The sequence below is a fragment of the Dictyobacter formicarum genome, from assembly GCF_016587435.1.
In genome coordinates, this window is record NZ_BNJJ01000012.1 from 161,815 (window position 1) to 187,282 (window position 25,468).

At 49.8% G+C, this 25,468-nt stretch carries 17 protein-coding genes; 10 read left to right on the forward strand and 7 right to left on the reverse strand.

All coding sequences use genetic code 11. The features are described 5' to 3' along the window. Positions 1 to 209: 209 nt before the first annotated feature. Positions 210 to 2,984 carry a PEP/pyruvate-binding domain-containing protein gene (locus tag JMI88_RS21450; protein ID WP_201364015.1) on the forward strand — a complete coding sequence of 925 codons (2,775 nt, stop codon included), beginning with the start codon at positions 210 to 212 and terminating at the stop codon, positions 2,982 to 2,984. A 187-nt stretch (positions 2,985 to 3,171) separates the two neighbouring features. After that, the gene (locus JMI88_RS21455) at positions 3,172 to 4,035 is read left to right on the forward strand and encodes an RNA polymerase sigma-70 factor (RefSeq protein ID WP_201364016.1); all 864 of its coding nucleotides are present in this window, start codon (positions 3,172 to 3,174) and stop codon (positions 4,033 to 4,035) included. Positions 4,036 to 4,112: 77 nt separating this feature from the next. Here JMI88_RS21455 and JMI88_RS21460 read toward each other — a convergent pair whose 3' ends face one another. Further along, a complete protein-coding gene (locus JMI88_RS21460) occupies positions 4,113 to 5,045 on the reverse strand; it encodes an NADP-dependent oxidoreductase (protein ID WP_201364017.1) in 933 nt (310 codons plus the stop codon). A gap of 362 nt (positions 5,046 to 5,407) precedes the next feature. Between JMI88_RS21460 and JMI88_RS21465 the strand changes: the two genes are divergently transcribed. After that, positions 5,408 to 7,840, forward strand: coding sequence for a DUF2298 domain-containing protein (locus JMI88_RS21465; RefSeq protein WP_201364018.1), 2,433 nt, complete (start codon positions 5,408 to 5,410; stop codon positions 7,838 to 7,840). 199 nt (positions 7,841 to 8,039) lie between these two features. Beyond that, entirely contained in the window at positions 8,040 to 10,316 is a 2,277-nt protein-coding gene (locus tag JMI88_RS21470) for a PAS domain-containing sensor histidine kinase (protein WP_201364019.1), read from the forward strand. A 157-nt stretch (positions 10,317 to 10,473) separates the two neighbouring features. Here JMI88_RS21470 and JMI88_RS21475 read toward each other — a convergent pair whose 3' ends face one another. Next, positions 10,474 to 10,719 carry a hypothetical protein gene (locus JMI88_RS21475; protein WP_201364020.1) on the reverse strand — a complete coding sequence of 82 codons (246 nt, stop codon included), beginning with the start codon at positions 10,717 to 10,719 and terminating at the stop codon, positions 10,474 to 10,476. 680 nt (positions 10,720 to 11,399) lie between these two features. Here JMI88_RS21475 and JMI88_RS21480 point away from each other — a divergent pair. Beyond that, positions 11,400 to 12,074: an HAD family hydrolase gene (locus JMI88_RS21480; protein WP_201364021.1), complete on the forward strand. Its 675-nt coding sequence runs from the start codon at positions 11,400 to 11,402 to the stop codon at positions 12,072 to 12,074. A 66-nt stretch (positions 12,075 to 12,140) separates the two neighbouring features. On the opposite strand, the gene JMI88_RS21485 is transcribed toward JMI88_RS21480, so the two are convergent. Next, positions 12,141 to 12,920: a Type 1 glutamine amidotransferase-like domain-containing protein gene (locus JMI88_RS21485; protein ID WP_201364022.1), complete on the reverse strand. Its 780-nt coding sequence runs from the start codon at positions 12,918 to 12,920 to the stop codon at positions 12,141 to 12,143. Positions 12,921 to 13,216: 296 nt separating this feature from the next. Here JMI88_RS21485 and JMI88_RS21490 point away from each other — a divergent pair, with 296 nt between their 5' ends. Both JMI88_RS21490 and JMI88_RS21495 read left to right on the forward strand, forming a co-directional pair. Beyond that, positions 13,217 to 14,866, forward strand: a complete 1,650-nt coding sequence (locus JMI88_RS21490; protein ID WP_201364023.1) for a S1C family serine protease — start codon at positions 13,217 to 13,219, stop codon at positions 14,864 to 14,866. Positions 14,867 to 15,038: 172 nt separating this feature from the next. Further along, complete coding sequence (locus tag JMI88_RS21495) at positions 15,039 to 15,452, forward strand: YtxH domain-containing protein (protein WP_201364024.1); 414 nt, start codon at positions 15,039 to 15,041, stop codon at positions 15,450 to 15,452. Positions 15,453 to 15,732: 280 nt separating this feature from the next. On the opposite strand, the gene JMI88_RS21500 is transcribed toward JMI88_RS21495, so the two are convergent. Then, positions 15,733 to 16,284 (reverse strand): hypothetical protein, encoded by a 552-nt coding sequence (locus tag JMI88_RS21500; protein ID WP_201364025.1) that lies wholly within the window; start codon positions 16,282 to 16,284, stop codon positions 15,733 to 15,735. 421 nt (positions 16,285 to 16,705) lie between these two features. On the opposite strand from JMI88_RS21500, the gene JMI88_RS21505 reads away from it, so the two are divergent. The 3 genes from JMI88_RS21505 to dinB all read left to right on the forward strand — a co-directional run bounded on the left by JMI88_RS21505 (position 16,706) and on the right by dinB (position 22,882). Beyond that, entirely contained in the window at positions 16,706 to 17,344 is a 639-nt protein-coding gene (locus JMI88_RS21505) for an NAD(P)-dependent oxidoreductase (protein ID WP_201364026.1), read from the forward strand. 293 nt (positions 17,345 to 17,637) lie between these two features. Next, positions 17,638 to 21,672: a tetratricopeptide repeat protein gene (locus JMI88_RS21510; RefSeq protein WP_201364027.1), complete on the forward strand. Its 4,035-nt coding sequence runs from the start codon at positions 17,638 to 17,640 to the stop codon at positions 21,670 to 21,672. A 100-nt stretch (positions 21,673 to 21,772) separates the two neighbouring features. Beyond that, complete coding sequence (dinB, locus tag JMI88_RS21515) at positions 21,773 to 22,882, forward strand: DNA polymerase IV (RefSeq protein WP_201364028.1); 1,110 nt, start codon at positions 21,773 to 21,775, stop codon at positions 22,880 to 22,882. Positions 22,883 to 23,735: 853 nt separating this feature from the next. Here the strand turns inward: dinB and JMI88_RS21520 are convergent. The 3 genes from JMI88_RS21520 to JMI88_RS21530 all read right to left on the reverse strand — a co-directional run bounded on the left by JMI88_RS21520 (position 23,736) and on the right by JMI88_RS21530 (position 25,268). Beyond that, complete coding sequence (locus tag JMI88_RS21520; RefSeq protein WP_201364029.1) at positions 23,736 to 24,185, reverse strand: nitroreductase family deazaflavin-dependent oxidoreductase; 450 nt, start codon at positions 24,183 to 24,185, stop codon at positions 23,736 to 23,738. Between the two features lie 27 nt (positions 24,186 to 24,212). Then, on the reverse strand, positions 24,213 to 24,542 hold the full coding sequence (locus JMI88_RS21525) for an antibiotic biosynthesis monooxygenase (protein WP_201364030.1): 330 nt from the start codon (positions 24,540 to 24,542) through the stop codon (positions 24,213 to 24,215). 111 nt (positions 24,543 to 24,653) lie between these two features. Further along, a complete protein-coding gene (locus JMI88_RS21530) occupies positions 24,654 to 25,268 on the reverse strand; it encodes a TetR/AcrR family transcriptional regulator (protein WP_201364031.1) in 615 nt (204 codons plus the stop codon). Between the last annotated feature and the right edge of the window lie 200 nt (positions 25,269 to 25,468).

A 25,468-nucleotide genomic window follows, 5' to 3' on the forward strand; every position in this document is an offset into this window, starting at 1 on the left:
TTGAACTAAAACAGATTACACATTTGCGCGAATTTAAAATAGGAGAATAAAGACATAACGAGTGTATCTTCTTTGTGCATAAAAGTCAATATTTATATTATCAAACGAAAAAAGTAAAGAAATTCAAACCAGGGCCTTGATTTTTTCTATTGCTGCGCCTATAATTAATTGACTGAATAATTAATTATAGGCCAGGAAGAAGGATGATTATGAGTTCATATCAACCACCATCACCTCAGAGTCGAGGGAATGCATCAGCGGTTCTCTTTTTTGAAGAGATTGGTTCCGCGCAACTGCCACAAGTTGGTGGTAAGGGAGCCAATTTAGGAGAACTTACGCATGCTGGCTTGCCGGTCCCTCCTGGTTTTTGTATCACGACTGAAGCTTATATCCATGCAGCCGAACGTGCTAATGTAGCTGCACTGCTGGCAGAACTGGCCGGTACAGCAGGGCAGGCGCGTTCCACAGAGATTGCTGCTACTATCCGAGAGCGTTTGCACGGGGTGGCTTTACCACTAGAACTCGCTGATGCCGTGCGTACTGCATATCTTGCTCTCGGGAATGGTCGACCCACTCCTGTTGCGGTGCGCTCCTCGGCCACAGCGGAGGATCTCCCCTTCGCCAGCTTCGCGGGACAACAGGATACCTACCTCAACATTGTCGGTGAAGAAGCGTTGCTTGATGCTATACGGCGGTGCTGGGCATCCCTGTGGACCGAACGCGCGGTAAATTATCGCATAAAGAATCAGATTGATCCCGCCAGTGTTAGTTTATCCGTTGTCGTACAACGGATGATCGAAGTAGAAGTGGCAGGGGTGCTCTTTACCGCCAATCCCCTGACAGGCAAGCGACGCCAGGCAGTCATCGATGCCAGCCCTGGACTGGGTGAGGCGGTAGTATCAGGAGCGGTCAATCCAGATCACTTTGTGGTCAATACGCAAAGTGGAGAGATCGTCGAGCGGCGACTGGGAAACAAGCGCGTTGTTATTCAAGCCCTGCCAGATGGGGGCACGCAACGCATTGAGCGTGAAGATCAGAGCAAGTATGCCTGCCTGACAGATGAACAGATACGGACGCTGGCCCGCTTAGGAGCACAGGTAGAAGCCCACTATCACGCGCCGCAAGATACAGAATGGGCCATCGATACGTCGGGGAAATGCTGGCTGACCCAGGCACGACCGATTACCACCCTCTATCCTCTGCCCGTCAGTGCTCCAGTATCAGATGAGGTCTTGCGGATCTACCTGTCACTAAATGTGGCTCAAGGAGTCTATCAGCCCCTGACCCCGATGGGTATGTCTGTCTTTCGACTGTTTGCCTCCTCGATAGCAAAACTGGCAGGCTTCAATCCAGGAGAGAGCGGACCAGGCTTCCTCATTGAAGCGGGCATGCGCCTCTTCTTAGATATAACAGAGGCTATCCGTAATCCTTTGGGGCGCCGCGTGATTGGAAAAGCGCTGCCATTTGGTGAGGCACGCTCGGCCGTCATGGTGCAGGCACTGGAGTCGGATCACCGCTTGCAGGTCAAAGCTGCTGGACGCTGGGGATTTGTATGGAGGGCCGCCTCTTTTATTACGCGTCTCCAGCTCCCCCGCTACCTGCTCCAGGCTATCTTTCGCCCCCAGGCCACACACAAACGCGTGCTTGGAATAAAAAGTCGAATCGAACAACAGCTAACGCTTCCTCCTCATGCCAGTTTACACGAACGCCTGGACCTGATTGAGCGCTTTGGCAGAACTCAGGCCTTTCGCACCGTTGGATCAGTGGTCCCGGTCCTGGCTGCTGGTTTTCTCTGCCTGGCGCTCGCGGCGAAACTCCTGGGCTCCCTGGCCAGCGCAGACGAGCGACAGACCGTGCTGCGCAGCCTGCCATTTAATCCAACTACTGAAATGGATCTGGCCCTCTGGAGCATTGCGCAAAAGATAGCAGCGGATCGAGAAGCCGCAACCTATATGATTGAACACTCCCCTGCAGAGTTAGCGCAAGCATATCAGCAGCGCAGCCTGCCACGTATTGTACAGGACAACCTGACCAGCTTTTTACAATCCTATGGGCATCGTGGGGTAGCGGAGATCGATATGGGGCTGCCCCGCTGGTCAGATGATCCCACCCATATCCTGGGAGTGCTGAACAACTATCTACGCTTGAAAGATGCCAGCATGGCTCCAGATGTCCAATTTGCACGTGGAGCACAACAGGCCGAAGCAATGATACATACGTTAGCCAGGCGTGCCGGAAAACAGGGTTGGTGGCGTGGCTGGCTGGTGAACATCTGTCTACAACGCACACGGGCCCTGTTAGGAATGCGCGAGATGCCCAAGTTCTACCTCGTCTGGATTCTGGCTCGCATGCGTAACCTGCTGCGTCCAATTGGAGAAGAACTGGCCGCCACCAGGCGTCTGGAACAAAGAGATGACATCTTCTTCCTCACTTTTGCCGAGGTGCGTAGCGCCCTGGCTGGAACGGATATGCGTGCCCTGGTGCAGTCGCGGCGCACCACCTACGAGCAGGAGATGCGCCGTCGCTCTATCCCACGAATTCTACTCTCCGATGGCTCCGAGCCAACAGTTCTAGCGGGGGAAGAAGAAACGGCCAGCACCTTGCGTGGCACGCCTGCCTCCGCTGGCAGGATCAAAGCAAAGGCTCGTGTAATCTTTGATCCTGTTGGTGCTCACCTGGAGCCGGGCGAGATCCTGGTCGCCCCTTCGACCGATCCCGGATGGACTCCACTCTTCCTGACGGCGGGCGGCCTGGTAATGGAGATGGGAGGATCTATCTCTCATGGCGCAGTGGTCGCGCGTGAGTATGGCATACCAGCAGTGGTCGGAGTCGCAGGAGCAACCGAACACATCCAGAATGGACAACTAATCCAGGTGGATGGTTCGGCTGGCAGCGTTGTATTGCTAGAAGAGAAGATTGATACCGCTTCCAATCCTACAGCAACCAACGTACCTGATGCCGTCGCTGATATAGAAAACATATAAAGGCAAAAACACAGAAAAAACTTTATTGCCTTTTTGTGGTTCGGGTGCATTCGCTGGGAATCTGTCCCAAAAAGGATAATTCAACCCTCTTTCTTTGTAGTAATCATAGGGAATAGTCATGATAATAAATTTCAAAGAAAAAGGATTGATGATATGGCGAAAGCAAATAGAGCCAACGAGGAAATGAATGGAAGAGACATTTGAAACCTACCGTTCCTACCTGTTTTCTATTGCCTACCGTATGCTCGGCAGTGCGATGGATGCCGAGGATATGGTGCAGGAGACGTATATACGTTATCAGAGCGCGTCGCCGCAAACCATTCACTCGCTCAAAGCTTATCTCACCACCATTATCACGCGCCTATGTATGGATCAGCTCGATCTAGCGCGCAGGAAGCGTGAGCTATACGTAGGGCCCTGGCTACCAGAACCGATCCTCACCGACACAACCGCTGAAGAAGCCGATCCAGAAAAGCACGTCGAGATAGAAGAATCGATCTCGCTGGCGTTTCTGGTCCTGTTAGAGCAGCTCCAGCCATTCGAGCGGGCAGTTTTCCTCTTGCGCGAAGTCTTCGATTACGAGTTTGCCGAAATTGCCACCATGCTCGGGAAGAGCGAAGCAGCCTGTCGCCGCTCGTTCAGCCGGGCAAAGCCCCATCTGCGTAAGCATCGGCCACGCTTCACCGCCTCGCGTCAGACGCAGCAACAACTGCTGGATAGCTATGTCCAGGCGGTTGAGACCGGGGAGATGGATACCCTGATGAGCTTACTCTCAGAGGACGTGGTCCTGTGGACGGATAGTGGTGGAAAACTCAAGACAGCCGCGTTTCGTCCGATTAATGGACGAGATGCAGTCGCACGTTTTAGCATAGGCACGAGGCGCTTCCGGCCGCAAAACTACTATACCGAGAAGGCTGAAATCAACGGGCAGCCAGCGCTGCTAATATACTCTGGAGACCGTGTATTCTCCGTTTTAACCATTGAGGTGGAGGATAGACACATTCGAGCCGTCCGCATTATTGCCAACCCGGAAAAGCTGGCACGGGTTTAAACAAAGATGCGTTGTGATTATGATGTGCAGAAAATGTGTGATATATCACACATTTTCTGCACATCATAATCACAACATTAATCTTTTACGCGCAGGACAATTTTACCACGTGTGTGTCCTTTTGCTCCTTGCTCATAAGCCTGGCGAGCCTGGGAGAGAGGAAATACCGTATCTATAACCGGCCTGATCTTTCCTGCGTCGATCAATTCACCAATCTGATGTAATTGCAGGCGATTGGGCTCAACGATAAACCAGACGGAGCGCACACCATGCGCCTTCGCTTCTTCAACCGAGGGAGGATTGGCCACAGAAATAAGCACACCGCCTTTTTTAAGGACCTGCCAGGAACGATCCAGCGTATCGCCACCGACCATATCGAGCACCATATCTACCTCCTGTATAGCATCTTCAAAGCGTATGCGGGTATAGTCGATAACCTCATTAACGCCCAGGTCGTATAAAAAGTTCTCATTGCGCTCCGAACTTGTCCCGATCACATATGCTCCTGTCCAATGCGCCAGCTGCACCGCAAACACGCCGACGCCACCAGCGGCTCCATGGATCAACAACTTCTGGCCCGCCATCAGAGATCCGTGTTCAAATAGGGCCTGCCAGACCGTCAATGCCGTCAGGGGCACTGCCGCCGCCTGAACATAATCCAGCAAAAGCGGCTTTTGAGTCAGCTCATCAGGTAAAGCGAGCATATATTCCGCCGCGGAACCGTCGCGATCAAAGGCCGTAAGGCCATAGACTGCAGTCCCTACGTTGGGTTCACTGACCCCAGCACCAACTGCCTCCACCACACCCGTCACGTCGTGTCCCGGGATCGGCAACGGACGGCTGACACCTTTGCTGGTTACATAGGTCTCATCCCATGTTAATTCTGGCGCGATAACTCCTGCCGCATAAACCCGTACCAATACTTCACCCGGTCCCGGCTGTGGTTGGGGGATATCTTCATAAACAAGATGCTCTGGACCACCACGACCATGAATACGAACCGCTTTCATTGCATTGCTCCTTTCGTCGCAGTATATTTTCCATAAAGTTGACCTGATACATATCAATGTGGATCTTAAGGCTGGCAACCAGAGCGGTTGACGACGTCTTTTCTAAATACCTCACGCAGTAAGGCCCTCAATAGTAACCCTGGAAAAGAAGAGGTGAAGAATACAGTAGACTTTTTTGGCTGCCTGTAGTACGCTAACCAAAAGCCCTATTACAGGTCCCACCTCATCCAAATAACTGTAGAATATGATAAAGTTTACAACAAAGCAGAGAACATCCTGAAGCAAAATATAATAAGGTTTACAGGTCATAGAACAGCAATGTCCGTAATCAGGACAGATATTCTTTGTAGAGATGAGTATATATGTTTGAGTTATTGCAGATGTGGGCACTGGTAGAGGTTCTTGGGATCATCTTTCTACCACTCACCGTAACAGTTTTCCACAATATTCCCGATCGAGGCTGGGCCTGGAGCAAGGCGCTGGCGGTCTTTGTGACCTCCTTTTGTGTCTGGTGGCCATTGATGGTCATTCAAGCGCTACCATTCAGCAGGATCTTTATCCTCGCGGTGGTCCTGGTGCTCCTGGCATTGAATATTGTTGGCTTCTTGCGTACACGCCAGACCATCTTACACATAGTGCGTTCTAATGGTCTGTATATCGTTGCTACTGAAGCGGTCTTCCTGGTTATGGTCTTCCTGCTAGGCTGGTTACGTTCTTTTGGTCCTGATATCCATTCCTTTGAAATGTTCATGGATGAAGGCTTTCTCGCCTCAATTATGCGTAGTCAGCATTTTCCGCCTCCTGACATGTGGTATGCGGGCTATGCGATCAATTATTACTACTACGCCCACTTTATCGTTGGCTTCCTGGCCAAACTGCTAGGCCAGATTCCTTCGGTGGCCTTCAACACCGGCATCAGTATGTTATACGGTCTGACGGCGGTTAGCTTGTTTGGCGTAACCAGCAATGTGATCTCCTGGTCTCATCATCTGCGCCGGCAACGGCAACAGGTAGTCCAGGAGGTACAAGGTAAGCCTCCGCATGCCACCCCTGGTGCACTCAAAATTGGGATTCCATTTGGTTTGATCACCGTAATTATGGCCCTGATGCTCGGCAATATAGCTTCGGCATTTCAGTGGTTCCATGATCGGGGCAGCGCGACTGGCTATGACTGGTTTAATCCGACACGCATTATTCCGCGTACCATTAACGAGTTTCCGGCTTTTAGCTTCCTGCTCTCGGATTTCCATGCCCATGTGCTCTCACTGGCATTTACCATCATGGCCATCGGCATGGCATTCAACCTGCTGCTGGAACAGGAAGGCAAGGGTATCTTCCTCTTTGGTCGTGGTTGGCGTCTGCTGTTGACGCTGGGTGCTACTGCCTTATCTCTGGGTGGACTCTTTGTGATGAACGGCTGGGATCTGCCAACGTATATGGGCCTGGCTATTGTGTGTATCGGACTCCAGCAATGGCTCCTGAATAAACGCCGTTGGAGCTGGAAACTGGTAATTGATATTGCTGCAGCCTCGCTGATATTGGTAGTACTGGCGCTTCTGCTGTTCCTACCTTTCCACCTCACCTTCATTTCTCCTTCACAGGGCATCGGTATCGCTTCACTACAAGAACGCACATCTTTACGTAATGAACTATTAATCTATACGCTGCTGGCCTTTGTCTTCCTCTCTCTGCTCTTTAGCGATATTATCACGCGCACCTTCAGGCCGGCGGCTAGCCCTACTCCAGAGGACGCCATCTCCTCAAAAGCAGATGAGGTTAGCGCAGCCGCCACTGATCAGCAGGAAGGCTATCTCTCCTGGCCCTTTATCGGCACAATGACGGGGCTGGGCTTCATTATCATCGGGTTAGCCTGCCAGTTCATCAATCCACCCAATGTGACGCTGTTCATCACACTAGGCATCACAATTACAGCCATTGTAGCAATCCTGCAAAAGATAGATGATCGAGCCCATGCTTTTGCACTGTTGTTGGGAGCAGTGGCGTTTGCCTTGATTGCTGGTTGTGAAATCTTTTTCCTGCGCGATGTCTTTGTCGATAACAATCCACGCATGAATAGCGTCTTTAAATTCTACTTCCAGGCCTGGATCTTGCTCTCGATTGCATGCGGAGCTGGCTTCTACTACATCCTGGAAAATTTCCAGGTCAAAGAACGCATACAAAGCTCGCTGCGCTACGTTATGGTAGGCGGCAAAATTCTTTGGAGTGCAATCTTGCTGGTACTGGTACTGGCCAGTTCCATCTATCCCATTGTCGCACCATACTATCGCTTTGTACGCTTTGATCCAGTCACGCGCCAGACCGGCGTGTTCCGCACCAACAGTCTGGATGGGTTGAACTACCTGCAAAACGATCCCGCCTCCGCCGGGGACTACAATGCGATTCGCTGGCTGAACGCCAACATCAGCGGCTCACCAGTGATTGTAGAAGCGGTAGGCGACGATTATACTGGCTACGCCCGTATCTCGGCGTTAACTGGCCTGCCAACAATCATGGGTTGGGTAGGCCATGAATATCAGTGGCGCGTGCAATGGTTTAATCGCAGCGATGCCAATGCCGCTGATTTTAACAGCCGCAAAGATGAGGTTAGTCAGATCTATTCCGATCCCAATCCTAAAAATGTATTGACTATCATGGCGCGCTACCACGCCCAATATATCTATGTTGGCGCGTTAGAGCGCAGCACCTATAGCAGCGCCAATCTGGCACGCTTTGCATCATTCATGCAAATCGTCTACCATACCCAGGATGTTACCATCTACAAGGTCAAATCCTGAAGCTCACGCACGTCGATAAAGAATTTCCAGCCAGGGCTCCCTGGCTGGAAATTCTTTATCGACAAATATTTGATTGACACCGCTTCAAAAGCCAATCTATACTGATACAACCCGCCCGCGGTTTCCCTCTAAAGCATCTATAACGAGGTATATATAGTATATACAAAGAGGAAACGTTTTTTGTGTGGAGGTTCAGTCAATGGAATCTGACCAACGTGCGTCTAAGACACAGGAGTCTACGCCACCGGAGCAATCGACGTATATTCAACAGGCTAATGCCAACCTCTTTCTGGCTTTAGCCCGGGATAGTGCGGACGTTTTCTGGTTGATGACCCCATATGGCGATTTTGACTCCCTGGATTCCTCTAACTGGAAGGTTTTTGCTGGCGCCAGCCAGGAGGCGCAGAATCAAAACTGGCTGAGTTGTGTGCATCCTTTAGATAATGACTGTGCACAGTTTACCTTTATGCAAGCGGTTCAGTCTCAGCAAGCGACTGAAACTGAATGTCGAATGCGTAGAAGCGATGGGCTTTACCGCTTAATCCGGCTTCACTTTGTGCCCGTTCAGGATGTTAGCGGTCAACTCTATCAGATCATTGCTTATGGTAAAGATATTACCGAGCAGAAGTATTATCAGCAAATGAGCGAGGAACAGATGCGTCTGGCGGTGAGTGCCGCTAAGATTGGTTTGTGGGATTGGGATACACGCACCAATCATTTGACACTGAACGATCAGTGTAAGGCTCTCTTTGGTTTTCCTGCCTGGCTCACCGTGAGCTATGAACAATTAATGGCCGCGATCCATCCTGACGATCTGGATCAACGCGATCACGCAATCCAGGAGGCCCTGACCGCGAAAACAGAGTATAGCGTAGAGTTTCGCCATATCTGTCCAGATCACTCGGTCCGCTGGCTGACGCTCAGGGGGCGCTGGCTGTACGATGAGCAAGGCGTACCACTGCGCATGATTGCGGCAGTAATGGATATCACAACACTGAAACATGTTGAAGAGCAACAGATAGCGGCCGCCAACAAGATGACCTCCATCCTTGAAAGTATCAGCGACGCTTTCTTTACCATCGATAGCGAGTGGCGCTATACGTATGTAAATCCTCATGCCGAAAAACTACTGGGCAAAAAATTAGCCGATCTGCTAGGCCAGCCGATTGCAGATGTAACCCCTGCTTTTGCCGATCCTTTCTTTACACGCAAGTTCCGGCAGGCCGTTGCGACCCAGCAGGCCAACCACTTTGAAGCTTTTTCGCTACCACAGAAAAAGTGGTTTGAGGTGCATGCCTATCCTACGCCCGAGGGTCTATCAGTTTATTACCAGGACATCACTGAGCGTAAGCGCATCGAGCGCGCGCTACGTGAAAGCGAGCTCAAGTTCCGCCGCTTTGTGGAATCCAATATTATTGGTGTGCTGGTCGCCGATATTTATGGCAATATTTATGAAACCAATCAAGCATATCTGGCCATCACTGGTTATAGCGAAGAAGAGATACATGAGCGGAATCTACAATGGACCACGATGACCACCCAGGAATATTTACCACGCCAGGCCCAGGCAATCGAGGAGTTTCTTTCTACCGGCATCAGCAAACCCTTTGAGATAGCCATTCGCAACAAAAATGGCTATCAGGTCCCGATTATGATGGCCATTGCCCAACTAAAGAGTTCCTCTACACTTGGAGTGGCCATTGTGCTGGATATCAGCGCTCGCAAAGAAGTAGAAAAGCAAAAAGATGTTTTCTTAAGTATTGCCAGTCATGAATTGCGCACCCCTCTCACCATCCTCAAAGGCACACTCCAACTTATTCAGCGCCGCATGAAACGCATGGCGTCCTCTCCGAACGCCTCTACTGCTGAATTAGAGACGATACAGCGCAAAATTGAGGAGGACCTGGACAATGCGCTCCGCCAGATCGACGTGCAGGCGCGTCTGGTCAATGATCTGCTCGATGTGTCTCGCATCGCTGTGGATAAATTAGAGTTAAATTTGCAGCGCTGCAATTTAATCAAGATCCTTCAGGAGACTATTGAGGATCTACAGGCGACCACTCCCGGACACTCTTTGCAGGTGTTGATACCGCCAGACGAAGAGATCTATGTACAGATAGATCCAGATCGCATCGGACAGGTCATTAATAATTATGTGACGAATGCAATTAAATATTCGGAGCCGGGTCATCCTATTCGTGTTGGCCTGGAGCATACTGAACAGCAGGTATATGTCTGGGTGCAGGATGAAGGGAAAGGATTAACGCCAGAGGCACAGAAACACATCTGGCGCCGCTTCTATCAGCTAAAAGAGTCGTCAACATCTTCCGAAAGCAAACAGGGACTGGGCCTGGGACTCTATATTTGCCAGACGATCATTCAGCGCCATCATGGAGAGGTGGGGGTCAAAAGCGCACCGGGACAGGGTTCGACCTTCTGGTTCACTTTACCCCTGGAACCCCTCGTCTCCACGTAATCTCTGCGTATGTGTTTTCGCACCTGCGATGCTCAAAAAAGTTTTAAGATGTGGTGCTGAAAATTTGCCAGAAAAATTTTCAGCACCACATCTTAAAACAAAAGCAGTTCGGGCGCGCATGCGCCCGTCATAAATCGACACACATCTATACAACAAACTACTCTTCTGCTTCATCCTCCTCAGCCACATTGATGCCCCCCCGGCGCAACTCTATCAGAATATCGATCACCCCTTTGGCACTCTCGATGGCCTCTAAAGGCGTTGCAGAATATTCGTAGGCAGGATCAGTTTTGATAATACGCTCATTCCATTTGAAGACACCATCGTATTCAGCCTCAGATATTTTTTCCACCCAGATGGTGATCCCCTTGTAGCGTGCTGTCATCTCTTCTCTGTACGCCATCACAAATTCTCGCTAATCTGGCACCCTATGCACAACATATTTCATCCTTCATATTACAACACACTCAGTATACACCCATGTCGTTCGTAATCAGAACTATAGCCAGCATTTCAGGATACTTATGTATCTATTCTCTGCCTATACTGCTCGCTTCAGCAGCCATAAAAAGGCCGCTCCATATAATAAAAAGCATCAGTACACCTAAGAATTGCTCACCAGCGCCATATTTTTTCCTTCTGATAAAAGGACGTATATAGAGCTATCACATTTAGCAATACTCCTTCCACCTCACCGTATCCTACAGAACAAAAGCCAGATTTTCCAGTGCCGCCTGACGGCGGCACTGGAGGGAAAGAAAGCCGGGGGCACAGCGAGGAGATCATGCCCCCGGCATGCTCGTCATGCTCGTCATGCCCCCGGCATGCTCGCCCGGTCCCCCAGTCAAGGGCTGGCCGCCCCTTGCATCCCCGCTTGCCAGAAGAAGTTTCAAAAAAACTATACCTGTAAGGGACGATTGTCCCCTGCACTCCCCTACTTGAGAACTGATTGGCGCTGTATAGAGGTTGAAGCTCTTGCGTAAACGTGTGTACTCTGATAAAGTTTCCTGTACATGAGTATCAACAACCTCAAGCAGAAAGCGAACCTTTCCAGACAATTTTATATACACAATAGGACCAACTATGTCATACACACTTTTCATTGATGCTGATGATACGTTGTGGGAGAATAATATCTACTTCGAACAGGCTACCAGCAATTTTATCCGCTTCTTGAATCATTCATCGCTCCAGCCAGAAGAGGTACAGGCCGTTCTCAATGAAGTTGAAATAAAGACAGGCTATGGCTTCGCGAATTTTACGCGCAGCCTGATCGCTGTCTATGAGCAACTGGCTGAACGGGAGGTAAGCACAGAAGATATTGAGCAGATCCGTAGTTTTGGCCAGCAGTTAGCCAGTCATCCGCTGGAAATCATGCCTGGCGTGGAAGAAACACTGGTTGATCTGACGCATCGACATCAGCTTATTCTACTCACAAAAGGACATGCGGAAGAACAGCAATTAAAAATTGAACGCTCTGGCCTGGCCGGTTACTTTGAACACACGATTGTTGTACCTGAGAAACATCCCGCCGCCTATGTTCAACTTGTACAGGAACTACAGTTACAGCCAGCCGCTACCTGGATGATTGGGAATTCGCCACGCTCAGATATTAATTCAGCTCGCGCAGCTAATTTAAATACAGTGTATATCCCCCATCCTCATACCTGGACAGTTGAAATACAGGCTATCGAGACAGCTGGACCCGGTAAACATCTTACCTTACAAACGTTCGCAGAGCTACGCCAGCACTTCTAATTATTTGTCTTGACTCACAATACAGGTCCAGCCGCCTCGACATAGCTATGCGCCCGAAGGGAAGGATCACAGGCTGCTTACGGTTTCGCCCACATGAAAAATCTGTTCGCTTCCATCTTTTTCAAATAGAGTAACGGTACGCCGGCCCATAACCTTCCAGCTGGCAGGACTACCTTCCGTCTCCACTGCCATCCTAACCAGAGCGGTGTCTTCGTCGATCCCCAGGCCACGATGACCATCGGGTAATGATGCCAGAATACGCTTAAATCCGCTGGCCCAGATTTCATTTCCGTGCATGCGATCAAAATGTGGAAAAACAGCAATCTCCGGCACAATGCCGAGTCCGGGCAACCAGTGGGGAGCCTGATTGGCATAGACGTCGCGAGGCGATATCAATACTGAGCCAAGCGCCATAGCGCCAGCACTGCATCCGGCCAGGATAGCGCCGCGCCGATAGGCCGCAGCGATAAGTTCCCAGGCCGGAGTAGCGCGCAGACTTTCTAAAATATGGCGTGGATTGCCGCCTGAAAAATAATAGAAATTCGCACCCTGCAACAGAGCTACTTGCTCAGGATCATTGCTGCCCGTGTGGTCAATAATTGAGGATAAGCGAATATCCTCAACACCCAATTGTTTAAAGTGTTCAAAGCCCAGTGAATTCCAATACTCAGGTCGACCCGGTTCAAGCCCACTGGCCGTAGGCAATAATGTAATATGCGTCTGCTGTGCTCCTCCGAGGGTACTGAGTAAGTATGTATCGGTCTCGTTCATCACAGGTAAATATTCACCAGATCCCACTAAAGCAACTGTGCCAGGCGCAAACGATAGCGTATGCTTTTGTACCATGGTTATCCTTATTATTCGAAGCAGAACTGATTTGTATTACCCATACTATATCATGTCCATTGCCTGTCATGAATACCAGAGTCATCCAGCCTATACCCTTCATGAATACCAGAGCCGATACTCACCTCGATAACACCTGCATCCCGATCTTGCTGACAACAGCCACATTATGGAGGGTTGCCACCAATCCATCTTTTGGAGGAGTACAAATAGGAGCATACACGCTATAGTTATTCTTGTGGATTTGTTGTCATTCCTGTGCTTCCTAGCCAATCATGATTGAGGAGGATTCCTAAATGTCATCTTCAGATCAAAAACCAGATCCTTCGGAATCATCCAATATACCGCAGCAAGCATCTGACGCATCTTCAGAGAAGCCTGTTGAGCAGACCGAGGCGCATAAAGCGCCAAGATCTTACATTCCACGCTTCCTGAAGGATACGTTTAAAGGTGGTACAATTGGTGATACTTCATCTGCACAACAGCCTCCTGGATACGCGCCGCTCGAGGCAGAATCAGATATATATCGTTCTAATGTGACCCGTAGACAACCACCTGCTACCGGCAAACCACCCAGCCAGCCATCCAATAATATGTCAACCGAGAATCCTCCACCTGGAGGTCCTCCAGCCAACCAGCCATCACCATATGCGGAACCAGTGTATCGCTCTTACTATCCACCCGATGAGCCACCTGCTGCCGGTCCTGCAGCGGGTGCTACGCCCGGTAATGTTTCCTCGAATGTGCCGCCACCATTCAGGCCTGGACAAACGGGAGGTGGGAGCCCCTATGCGCCAACCACCTCTGCTACATCACCACCTGGCCAGTATGCTTACCAGGCGCAGGGCGTGGCACCCCAGGGTTTTGCTCCGCCAGGTATCACGCGCTATCAGCGTAAAAAACCGAGCAATATGATGATGCTCATTGCCCTGCCATTGATCGCATTGCTGATGGGCGCGCTGGGAGGCTGGCTCGCCACCAGTGCCGCCACCCATCCAGCCGGAGCGATCTTTACGACCAATCAATCGACAGAACAGGTCGCGGCCAAATTCCGTACCTCGGTAGTACAAATTAACGTCGAGACCGAGCGGGGCCCTAGCCTGGGATCGGGCGTAATCATTGATCCACGCGGCTACATCGTCACCAATAACCACGTCGTTAACAACGGCATGAACTACCAGGTCGTGCTCTACGATAACACCAAACTGCCCGCAACCGTAGCTGGCACCGATCCCAATGATGATCTGGCAATCGTCAAGATCGATCCCCCCAAACATATGTCTGTGGCAAAAATTGGAGATTCATCGCGCCTGCTGGTAGGGCAACCGGTACTGGCAATTGGGAATCCGCTCGGCATTACGCAAACGGTGACAAGCGGCATTGTCAGTGCCCTGGGCCGTAATGTGACTGAAGGTCGAGATATTCTGATTCTCAATGCGATTCAGACCGATGCCGCCATCAACCCTGGTAACAGTGGTGGTGCCCTGGTAAACATGCAGGGCGATCTGGTCGGCATTCCGACGCTGGCGCCAATTGATCCCGAGTTCAAAACGCCGGCCTCCGGCGTGGGCTTTGCAATTCCATCCAACCGCGTCAAGTTCATCGCGCCACAACTGATTGAATCGGGTCACGTTACACAATCTGGACGCGCCGACATGGGCATCAACGCTATCAGCGTCGATCCCGATATCGCTTATCAGGCCCAGCTACCGGTTAATCACGGTGCGCTGATCGTCAACGTAAGGCCCGATAGTGCGGCGGCCCAGGCTGGACTGAGAAGGGGAGATATCATTGTAGAGGCCGATAATCACCCCATCGAGGATACGACCATGCTACAGGATATCCTGATCAACAAGGGTCCACGCCAGACTGTAACGCTGCGCATTTATCGAGGAGATCAACAGATGGTGCTTAACGTGAAGCTAGGTGAGCAACAATTTAGCTAAAACCGACTGAGTAGCATCATAGTGTCCCGGAGTTTCGATAGCAACGTCTGCTAATAACAGCGTTCTCTATTGAAACTCCGGCTCATGACAAAACGTGTATTTGAAAGGATTTGTATACGCCTTTATTGTTGGCTACTCAGGTACATGCATTTGTATAGAAAGGCGAAACATAATGGGAAAGTTTCTCCAGGGCCTGATGCTTGGGGTGGCAGCAGGCGTACTGATCGCGCCAATGCGCGGTGAAGAGTTGCGCAATAAAGTCAAGGAATGCTTCAAACAACTACAAGAGAGAGCGTCAAATTCCAACCTTCGACTTACTTCGATGGGAACTTCTCGCGGTAGCTATAGCTATACATCACAACAGTCGCGCAAGGTGGATAATGAACCCATTACCTTGCCAATGGATACATTCGGACGTCCAACGAGCGCTGGCACATCGTCCCCAGGCACAGGACCATCTGCGCCGCTGGCGGCGCGCACAAAACTCTACAAATATGAGAGCACGATCGAAGAGATGGATTATGAACCCCTGATCTTGCCAGTCGAAACGTTTGAGGAGCCTAAAACTGCCAGTCGAAACGCTTGAGGAACACCAGAGCAGGCGACCTCATCTTCAGGTGCAACAAATTTCAATAAAAATCTAGCCGGTTCGCACCCTCGTGCTCAAAACAGTTTTAGAGTGTGTCTGAAAGCCAGACGTTGCGCGCCTTCGGCTCCAGCGCTCAAAAGGTCTTTTATACGTTGATGCCGCATTCGCGCTTTGCGCGAATGCGGCATCAACGTATAAAAGGGCTCAGGCGCACATGTGCCCGTACACAAAGGAACAACCTGATTCTCCGCGTGCGGAGAATCAGACACATTCTGATCTAAGAACCAGGCACACTGATGGCAGTATTATGTACGCCACGCAAGTGCACCAGATCGGACTTTGCCAGAGGCATGCTATTCCAGCTTACAACCTGGCAGGCAGATTCAACCCGACCCAGATGGTAAGCGCTTTTCTCAACCGCCGTAAGCAGGCAGGTGTGTACGGTCGGGCGATGCTTGCTACGGCTCTTCCCCTGTAGAGGTCGAGACTCTACAAACAAATTCATAAAAGAGTCGGGTATATTATCTAAAATAGTGTGTACACTTTTAATCCACTGACTATAGCAGGTCGAGAGAGCAATCAATGATCGGATCGGTTTGATTTCGAGCGATTGGTTTAACAGGGGCTGCCTTCCTCCAATTGGGACCAGCACCCAGTTTTCAATGTCTCTGGCCAGATCAATGGCGTGTGCGAGCGGGGAACCAACATCTGAAAAAGGGGGAGACCACTGTAATAGATCGTCAGGCAGGGCTTCGCAACTATACAGTGTACGCCGTCCAATATTGGCTAACGTTCGGGCAAATTGTGCCGCTTCACTATCATTACTCATGGATCAATTCTCTTTCCAGTTTCGTGCCAGCTACTTACACTGCCTGCACCAGTGCAGGCAGGAGCACATCTTTCAAGGCTGTATATGCTACATCGTTTATGTAACGAGTATGATTCAAAGATTTCTGACCATATATCAACACGCCCTTAGAATAACAAATGTGACACCGCTGACAAAAACAAAAGCCTCTCCATGGGAGGATCAGAAGCGATGCGCACACTATTGTGACCAATTGAGTTGATCTTAAATCGTATGCCCGGGAAAACAAAAAATACCGATATCATGTATAATGAAGCATACAGTGATGCGAACATAACCATATCATATTTAGCGTCACCAGGCTGGTGAGTCACCGCAACCCGATGGCTATGAAAATGCAACACGCGAACAGCGATTTTTAGAAAGAAGGATGACAGACAGGATGAAACTGGTAATCTTTGGAGCCTCAGGAAGAACTGGTAGGGCTCTGGTTGAGCAAGCACTTGAGGCTGGACATGATGTCACGGCTGCCGTGCGTAATCCAGACAATTTCCCTCTTCAGCATGAACGCTTACACATCGTGAAGGCGGATATCTTTGACCTACCTTCGGTAGATGCTGCTATGCAGGGCAAAAATGCGGTGCTATCCACGGTGGGTCCACGGAAACGTGGATTGCTAGGCGCCTATAAGCCAGAGGGTTTATTTTCTGAGGGCATCAAAAATATTTTGCAAGCGATGCAAAAAAATGGGATTCGCCGCCTGGTGTGCGTTACCGCTGCCTCCACCGATGATCAGTATACACCACAGGGATTGTATGGTTCCGTCCTGGTTCCGCTCTTCATGAGAAAAGTGCATGAAGACATGAAACTGATGCAGCGCGAAATCAGCAAAAGCAATCTGGATTGGGTTGTGGTACGGCCAGCTCGCCTATCAGATTATCCACGTACCGATGAATATCGCATCTCGTTGCGTCCAACTTCCAAAGATCAGCGAACACGCCGTACTGATCTGGCAGCCTTCATGCTCAAAGAATTGACCGACACCCAATATTTGCGTAAGCTACCAGTTATCGCTGACTAGTTCCTGCTATTTCTTTGATCCTATAATTGGCAGTCCCTCACTCGCGAGTGAGGGACTGCCAATTTATCTTTTAGCTCCTCAAATCTATTCACTTATATTCCTTGTGTAAACAACAATAAAAGTATTTTCTTTTTTTAATTTTTATTGTATTGTCAGTAAATTTCTAGTATATTAAACATCACTAATTTGTTACCCATCCGGTCACCCGAAGGAGTTTGTTGCCAATAGCAAGGATTGAAGAGAAAGATACACATGGAGTTAGTTCGGTATAGCAAGAGAAAGTATTAAAACCCATGAATGATGACACCGATTCGATTATAAACTTACCCCTTAACAGCCTGACTAATACGACACCTCTTGCTCACTTATCAGCCGTTCCTGGTCCACTGACTGAAGAAGACTTTGCCTCCAGCGTATATGAGAGTTTGTCTACATTACAGTACTATCATAAGCAACTCTATCAGCTCTTCGAATATATTTATTTTGCCGGTCAATATGAGCTGGCGATTCCCGAGTCTTTGCTGCCACAGCTGGAGCCCACAATCGCTATCGATAGCGCCCTGTCCCACCCCGCCAACCAGGATCTCATCTTTCGGGACAGCAATTTTCCGGCCCTCATTCGCACTGTCAGTCCACTTGTCGCTCGGACCGCTATCCATTTCTACCAGTCAGATCCGGCACAACTACTCGACACCTACATCGCAGCAACCAGTGTTACCAGACGCGAGCAACGTATGTTTCTGCAACGCTTGCTCGAATATGTGGCGCGCGAAACCTCGCACTCAACTATTCATCGCGCGCTGATCAAACACGAATCCAAACTGCACACTTTGATCACTGCCTGTGGTAATGCCGAATTAATCAACTGGGCCCAACTCTATACTATAGTAGGAGATATCAACAAGGCTGAACAGGTTACGCTAGAGGGACTCCATAGGACACCCGAGACCGAACTGGATTGGATAGCCGCGATCAAACAAACGGAGCAAAAGGGCAACGCGGAACAGAAATCGGCGTTAATGAGTAAGGTCGCGCACTGGTTAGAAGCCAATCCTCAAGATACCAATGTACGCCATACCTATCTGGGCTTTATTGAACGCCACGGCACGCTGTCCGATATCTCACACCTACTACAAGAAACGGCCCGCTGGTTAGACGACAATCCCCAAAATATCAACGTGCGCCAGATTTATCTAAAGTTTATCGAGCACTGGGGCACCGCAGAACAACTGGCGGACCAGCTGCACGCAACCGAACAGTGGCTACAGAAAAATCCTGATGATACGCAGGTCCGCCATACCTATCTCGGCCTGGTGGAGCGCTACGGCACACCGGAAATGATCACGCAGGTGATTGAACAGACCTTTGATTGGCTCTCGCAGCATAGCGAAGATACCCATGTGCGCCAGACTTACCTGACCTTTGTTGAACGCTGCGGTACAGATGAACAGATTACCCGTTTAATCGAGACAACAGCCCACTGGCTAGAACAGCATCCAGCCAGCTCAAATATTCGTCAGGCGTATTTTAAATTTGTGGAGCACTGTGGTACACATGAGCAGATAATGGCCCTGCTCGCCAATACCGCTGATTGGCTGGCCGCCAATCCTCAGGACAACTATGTTCGTCAGGTGTATTTGAAATCGCTAGAACGTCGTAGCAATATAGAGTTGATCAGTGCCATCCTCAATGTAGATGATTTTCAAGTTATTATGAATATTCCCGATACCAACGTTCTGCGCACATATCTGGATCTCATGCGGCACTATGGGACCGAGGAACAAATTCTAGCCGCCATTGAGCTGACCACACATAGCCTGGCCACACAACCTCAAAATCATGCTATCCGTACGACCCACTTAGAGCTGATCAGCCATTATGCCCATCCTGAACAAATCTCGCAAACTATCGATGAAACCGCGTCATGGCTGGCTAGCAATACTCAGGTCAGTGCTATCCGTGTGACTTACCTCAAAATTGTCGAACAGTATGGTACGGCAGAACAGGTGCAAACCGCGATCCACACCACACAGACCTGGCTGCAGATGAATCCACAAAGTGTTAATACGCGTGCCATGTATCTAAACTTAATAGGACAATGGGGATCGCCCGAAGATATCGTTGAGGCGCTTAAGCAGACAGCCAGCTGGCTGGTTGCCCATCCACAAGATCCTTATGTGCGCAATGCTTATCTCAAGCTCCTCTACCGCTATGGAGAACCAAAAACCATTCAGAAAGTCATTGATGCAACGATCGGCTGGCTGGCCATCCATCCTGATGAAGCCAGGCTGCGGGCAACATATCTAAAATTGGTTGAGCGCTACGGCAATACACAACAGGTCGATATGGCAATTGTCTCTACAACTACCTTACCAGCTGTCCATCTCCAGGATTCAGGGGTGCGCATAGCATATATGGGACTGGTGCTGCGTCGAGGTAATGCTCAACATATGACACTGGCCATCGAGCAAGCAATCAACTGGCTGACACCTAAGCGTCAAAGCATCGAAGTCAAAACGTATCTAGAGCTGACCGAACAACATGCATCCCCACCACAACTCAAGGCCTTGATTAATAATTTGACAGCCTGGCTGGCTGGACATACAAAAAACGTTCATATTCTCACGACCTATATCAGGTTGCTAGATCGTTCCGGTACCCCGCAGCAGATAGCAACTTTTCTAGACTCACTAGCCTCCTGGGCTCCACTCTTACAACAGAGCAGTAACGCCCTTACGCACGTGATCGAACTCGTTGAGCATGCTGGAAATAGAGCACAGATTAGCGAGATCATCGTCCTGGTGGGAAACTGGCTACAAACCAATACGCCTGATGATAATCTGCTGGTTCACTATTTGAATTTTGTTAGCAAACATGGAGAGCAAAGAACCATCCAGGAGATGCTGAATTTTACGGAGCAACTCTTAACGCTTGCCAGCACCAGCGCATATTTGCTCTCAGCCTACCTGAATTTACTTGGTCGCCATGGCTCGGCGGCACGGCTCCAGCAGGCACTGGACTTCACCAACCGATGGCTCACGCTGCATAGCGCCAATCCTTATCTGCTCACCGTTTATCTACAACAAATTAAATATCATGGCACTGACGAGCAAATCCATGAGGCACTACGCTTTACAACTGACTGGCTGGCAACTGAAGCCTCTGATGGTTATCTCCTCACAATGTATCTAAGTCTGATCAGACGCTATGGTTCCCGCGAACAGGCCCTGAGAGCACTCGATCTAACAACGGCCTGGCTAAACAACAACAACCTGGACGCTTTTGTGCTGGAAACGTATCTAGACCTGGTAGAATACTGCGGTTCCACGCCCCAGATCTTGCGTGCCCTGACCATTACTAGCCGCTACTTAATGTCGCTACCAGCTAATAAGGATATCAGTATCCCAGCCGTCTACTTAAAACTCCTTAAATACTATGGGAACGAAAGCCAGATCCGTCTGGCCCTCGATTTTACAGCATGCTGGCTGGATACCCATAAAGATGACGTTTTTGTGCGCGCAGCCTATCTCCGCCTGGTTGAACACTATGGAACAGCCAGCATAATTGAGCTGGAGATTGCCCGGACTGGCAACTGGCTGGAGCAACACATGGATTGCGTCCACGTCTGGACCGCCTATCTAAAGTTGATTAAACAGCATGGTAGCGAAGAACAACACAATACCGCATTGGAGTCGTTGGTCGCCTGGCTGGAGCAGCATCCTGAACAGCATACGGTATGGATCACTTATTTGACCATCGTGAAGCAATATGGTAATAGTGAGCAGATCGCGCATGCACTACAAACAACGGCAGACTGGCTAAAGCGGCATCCAGAGATCGATAGTCTCCGCCCTGGCTATTTAAGCTTATTGGAGCAGCATGGCGAAGTACTGCACGAGCTCAAACACTATGAGGCAGCACTGGCTATTTATGAACATGCGATCCAATTAGATCCAAAGAATGTACTCTTCTATTATCACCAGGGTATAACGTTGCGTAAACTTTATCGCTATGAGGAGGCACTGGCGGACTTTGAGCATATTATTCAATTGGCCCCAACAGATGCGACCGCCTACATCAATAAAGGCAAAATCCTCTATAGCCTGAAGAGATATGCCGAGGCCCTGGATGCCTACGATCAATCCCTACGCTATAATCCAACGCTAGCCCAGACCTATTCCGATCGAGGCACTATTCTACGGCGCCTTGGTCGTCATGAAGAAGCGCTTGCTGCCTATGAGCACGCACGGCAACTGGATCCACAAGACCCGGTGGTGCGCAGCAAACATGAGGAATTACTAAAACGCACAGGTAAACATAAGCTATAGCAAAGAGAAATCACAAATGATATGATGAGATCTGTCGCTATAGCCGTACTAACAGCACACCAGAGATGGTGGTAAGTAGCTTCAGGAGCAGGAAACGAGAATGCAGCCAACGCGAAAGATTATACATATAGATATGGATGCATTCTATGCTTCAATTGAGCAACGCGATCATCCTGAGTTGCGGGGTAAGCCAGTTGTGGTGGGAGGAGATCCGCAGCGTCGAGGAGTGGTAGCAACCTGCTCTTATGAGGCGCGCCAATATGGCATTCATTCCGCAATGTCAGCGCAGAAGGCATATCAGCGTTGTCCCCATGCTATCTTTGTTCGACCACGCTTCGATACCTACCGTGCAGTTTCATCCCAGATTATGCAGATCTTCCGCAGCTACACGGAACTGGTTGAGCCACTCTCTTTAGATGAGGCATACCTGGACGTGACGAATAATCGCCAGGGCATTGCTTCGGCCACGCAGGTGGCGCGAGCCATCAAGCAACAGATATATGCCGAAACTCGCCTCACCGCCTCAGCAGGCGTCTCTTTCAACAAATTTATTGCCAAGCTAGCCTCTGACTACCGCAAACCAGATGGTCTGACAGTAATTCCTCCCGAGCGTGCCGTTGAGTTCTTAGAACAAACACCGATTGATAAATTCTTCGGTGTCGGCAAAGTTACTGCTGCCCGCCTACATGAAATAGATATCGAAACAGGCGCCGACCTGAAGCGTCTGACCGAACAAGAACTGCAGCAACTGTTGCACAAACAGGGAAGCATTCTCTACCACTATGTGCGCGGACAAGATGAGCGCCCGGTCCAACCAACGCGTATCCGCAAATCAGTCGGCAAAGAAACGACCCTAGTTGAAGATATCAGCGATCCCGAGCGCGTCATCCAGATCATGCGCCAGATGGCAGAGCTGGTCGAGCGCCGCCTGCGAGAACTGGATCTGTATGGAAAGACAGTTATCCTCAAACTACGTTGGAACAACTTTCAATTGATGACGCGCCGCGTCACCGTTCTCCAGGCGGTACAGGACGCTGATAGCATAGTCGCGCTCCTCACGCCCATTGTGCAGGAACAACTAAAAGGAGAACCCAAGCGCGTACGCCTGATCGGCGTCACTGTCTCCCAGTTGCTCAGCAGCCATGCAGCCCACCAGGCAAATCACATCATTCCCCTTCCTCTCTGGGATGAAACCGTGTGGCTGGCCTGATATTTTTCCACACCTTTGTGAATTCATTGCTCGCATTCTCAGAAGTGTTACACATTCGTGCTATTTTTGATGGCTTGCGAACACTATAAGCACAACTTATGACTATTACCTTAAAGCAATCAAAAATACCCTCAATTATATTGACATTGCGTTATTTTTAGTATATATTTTTATCAGATAAAAGCAACTAATGGTATGTCTTATTTTGTCGCACGTCTGCTGCTAGCATCTATACCTTTGGATAGAGCAGCAAACATGGGGTGCATAACAAAATCAGCTCTCTAGTTGACTTTTTATCGCTATCCTTCAGGGACGAAAGATAATTTTTATTTTTAGGTCTGGACATATGGTTGAGCTGTCAACAATATGTTATGTAGAGCTTCTGGGAGATGCATGCACATCATAGCGGCTCAGCTACCTACCTTGTCACACTGTATATGGCCGAGTAAGGAAAGCGACTCAAGCGCTCACCAGATTCCCACATGGATGTGGTTAATCTAAGTAGGCGCAGGAGTCCCTTACACGGTTACACATACAGAACAAAAGATTGTGCATTTCTATGGATGGATAGTGTACAATCTTAGGGATTGTGCATTTCTATGGATGGATGGCGCAATCCTTTTTTATGTGTTATCGCATATATTTACTTTTTATTGCATCCCTTATCCCCAATCCATCAACAACTATATCGTGTCCTATCACGCCCGCAGCGGCTTCCCCAGAGAGCATATGGGCGCAGAGCAGGCAGCCACCTTTGACCAGGAGGCCAGAAAAATTTGGCGGCCACCTATCCCGATGGAATCGTGCCCTTTCAGGTTGCCTGCAGCATCATCTGGGGACTGCCTCTGAAGCCTTAAGCAACCGTAAAAGCGCGCTGGATCACAAACACCGGATGCTGTGGGGCTTCGCGCTCGAAATCCTGTAAAGGGGATTCCGAGGTCACATTAAAGTAGCCATGGGTGAAGATGCCACCTCCACCCAGTGAGTTTTTCAGAATGGGAGCGGCCTCTTGCGGCGTGAGTTCCCGCGCTCGAATAGTTTCAGAAGAACGACCACGCGTGAGGATAGCTTCGCCAGCTGCTCGTAGATTGCGCACCCAGTTGACTGCCCCATATGGAGCCACAAGGTAGCGTTCGCCATCCTGCTCAACTACAGCGACCGGAGTTGTACGTGGCTCGCCACTTTTACGGCCACGCACCGTGAGTAGCTGGATTGGCCCCATTCTCAAGCCTAAACGCGTCATGGTTGTTGCGAACAGATTACCAAGACGCACGAAAAATGTCACCCGATATGTCTTCGTCATCAGACTCACCCTCCTGCAATCCTTTTCTTATCCTTCGAGAACAGCGCAGAGCTCGTATACACGAGAATCAGGGGTGACAATGTCACGAAGCTCGGCCAATCGCTGGTCGTCTTTGTCATTTATCACCTTCGCGCCAACTTTGCGCGCCGACTCCTGATCAGTAAACTGGGCATAGTTCACCACACGCGTACCATCCGCGCTCTTATGAAAGTTGGCGGAGAGAAAACCAGGCTCAGCCCGACGCAGATCTCTGGCAATCTCAATCAGCAATTCGAGGGCGTGCTGTTGATGTTGAGACTCAACAATAAAGGTATTAATAGTAGTTACCACATTGTTCTCTAATGAGATAGTAGTCATCGGTTCGCTCCTCTTTTATCAGATCGCTACGATACTATTCGGATACACACTCAACCAGTAACAACTAAAATATTTGTTTGTACGGCCAACCAAATTTACAGAGAAAATTTTTTATTTGTCTGTTGGCGCTTCAACCATGAGCAGACTCTGAACCAGACGATAAGCTTCAGTAAGATCGAGGCCGGGTTGGGCAATTTGCTGAAGCGCAAGTCCATCGGTGCAAGCGTGAAAGATCGCGGCAACGGCCTGTGCCTGCTCCTCATTCATACCGGTATGCTCCTGAATCGTCTGAACGATACTCTGGCGCCCCTTAGCAATCATCTCGGCCACGGCGGGCATAAAATCGGGATTGCGCAGGCCAAGGGCGTAAAGTTCATAGCGCAATCGATACCATGTCGGATCTCTGCGACTCACCGCGGCTACCGCCAGCATAGCGATTTCAGGAAATTGCTTTTGAGCTGAGATGCTCTGCAACTCTCGCATCAGCTGCTGATTAAAACGGGCACCTGCTTCATAGACCACCGCCAGCAACAAATCGTCTTTAGTGGCAAAATAGTAATGAAACAGGCCAGGCGAGACATCAGCACGCCGAGCAATTTCCTTCACGGTTGTCGCTTCAATCCCCTTCTCAGCCAGAATAGCCGAGCCCGCCGCGATCAAACGTTCTCGATTGTCCGCCTGATGGGTCCAGGTTCTTTTCTGTTTCGTTTTTGGTTGGTCGTTCATACAAATAATAGTAAGCTAAAAGGCATCTCCATGTCAAGGTTTTTTATCTAAAAATCACGCTTTCCGCCTGCGGCGGGGAGAGGAAGAGGATTTTGTGGGGACTAGATTATGCCCCCGGCAGGAGGGCTCGCCGCCCATCCGCTGGATCGCGACGTACCTGCACCTCCCGCTTTGGACCTGCTTTCATAGATATAATTACC

Bases quoted from the DNA above. Each gene is read 5' to 3' on its own strand.
- JMI88_RS21450 (WP_201364015.1), top strand. From the start codon at position 210: ATGAGTTCATATCAACCACCATCACCTCAGAGTCGAGGGAATGCATCA.
- JMI88_RS21455 (WP_201364016.1), top strand. From the start codon at position 3,172: ATGGAAGAGACATTTGAAACCTACCGTTCCTACCTGTTTTCTATTGCC.
- JMI88_RS21460 (WP_201364017.1), bottom strand. From the start codon at position 5,045: ATGAAAGCGGTTCGTATTCATGGTCGTGGTGGTCCAGAGCATCTTGTT.
- JMI88_RS21465 (WP_201364018.1), top strand. From the start codon at position 5,408: ATGTTTGAGTTATTGCAGATGTGGGCACTGGTAGAGGTTCTTGGGATC.
- JMI88_RS21470 (WP_201364019.1), top strand. From the start codon at position 8,040: ATGGAATCTGACCAACGTGCGTCTAAGACACAGGAGTCTACGCCACCG.
- JMI88_RS21475 (WP_201364020.1), bottom strand. From the start codon at position 10,719: ATGGCGTACAGAGAAGAGATGACAGCACGCTACAAGGGGATCACCATC.
- JMI88_RS21480 (WP_201364021.1), top strand. From the start codon at position 11,400: ATGTCATACACACTTTTCATTGATGCTGATGATACGTTGTGGGAGAAT.
- JMI88_RS21485 (WP_201364022.1), bottom strand. From the start codon at position 12,920: ATGGTACAAAAGCATACGCTATCGTTTGCGCCTGGCACAGTTGCTTTA.
- JMI88_RS21490 (WP_201364023.1), top strand. From the start codon at position 13,217: ATGTCATCTTCAGATCAAAAACCAGATCCTTCGGAATCATCCAATATA.
- JMI88_RS21495 (WP_201364024.1), top strand. From the start codon at position 15,039: ATGGGAAAGTTTCTCCAGGGCCTGATGCTTGGGGTGGCAGCAGGCGTA.
- JMI88_RS21500 (WP_201364025.1), bottom strand. From the start codon at position 16,284: ATGAGTAATGATAGTGAAGCGGCACAATTTGCCCGAACGTTAGCCAAT.
- JMI88_RS21505 (WP_201364026.1), top strand. From the start codon at position 16,706: ATGAAACTGGTAATCTTTGGAGCCTCAGGAAGAACTGGTAGGGCTCTG.
- JMI88_RS21510 (WP_201364027.1), top strand. From the start codon at position 17,638: ATGAATGATGACACCGATTCGATTATAAACTTACCCCTTAACAGCCTG.
- dinB (WP_201364028.1), top strand. From the start codon at position 21,773: ATGCAGCCAACGCGAAAGATTATACATATAGATATGGATGCATTCTAT.
- JMI88_RS21520 (WP_201364029.1), bottom strand. From the start codon at position 24,185: ATGACGAAGACATATCGGGTGACATTTTTCGTGCGTCTTGGTAATCTG.
- JMI88_RS21525 (WP_201364030.1), bottom strand. From the start codon at position 24,542: ATGACTACTATCTCATTAGAGAACAATGTGGTAACTACTATTAATACC.
- JMI88_RS21530 (WP_201364031.1), bottom strand. From the start codon at position 25,268: ATGAACGACCAACCAAAAACGAAACAGAAAAGAACCTGGACCCATCAG.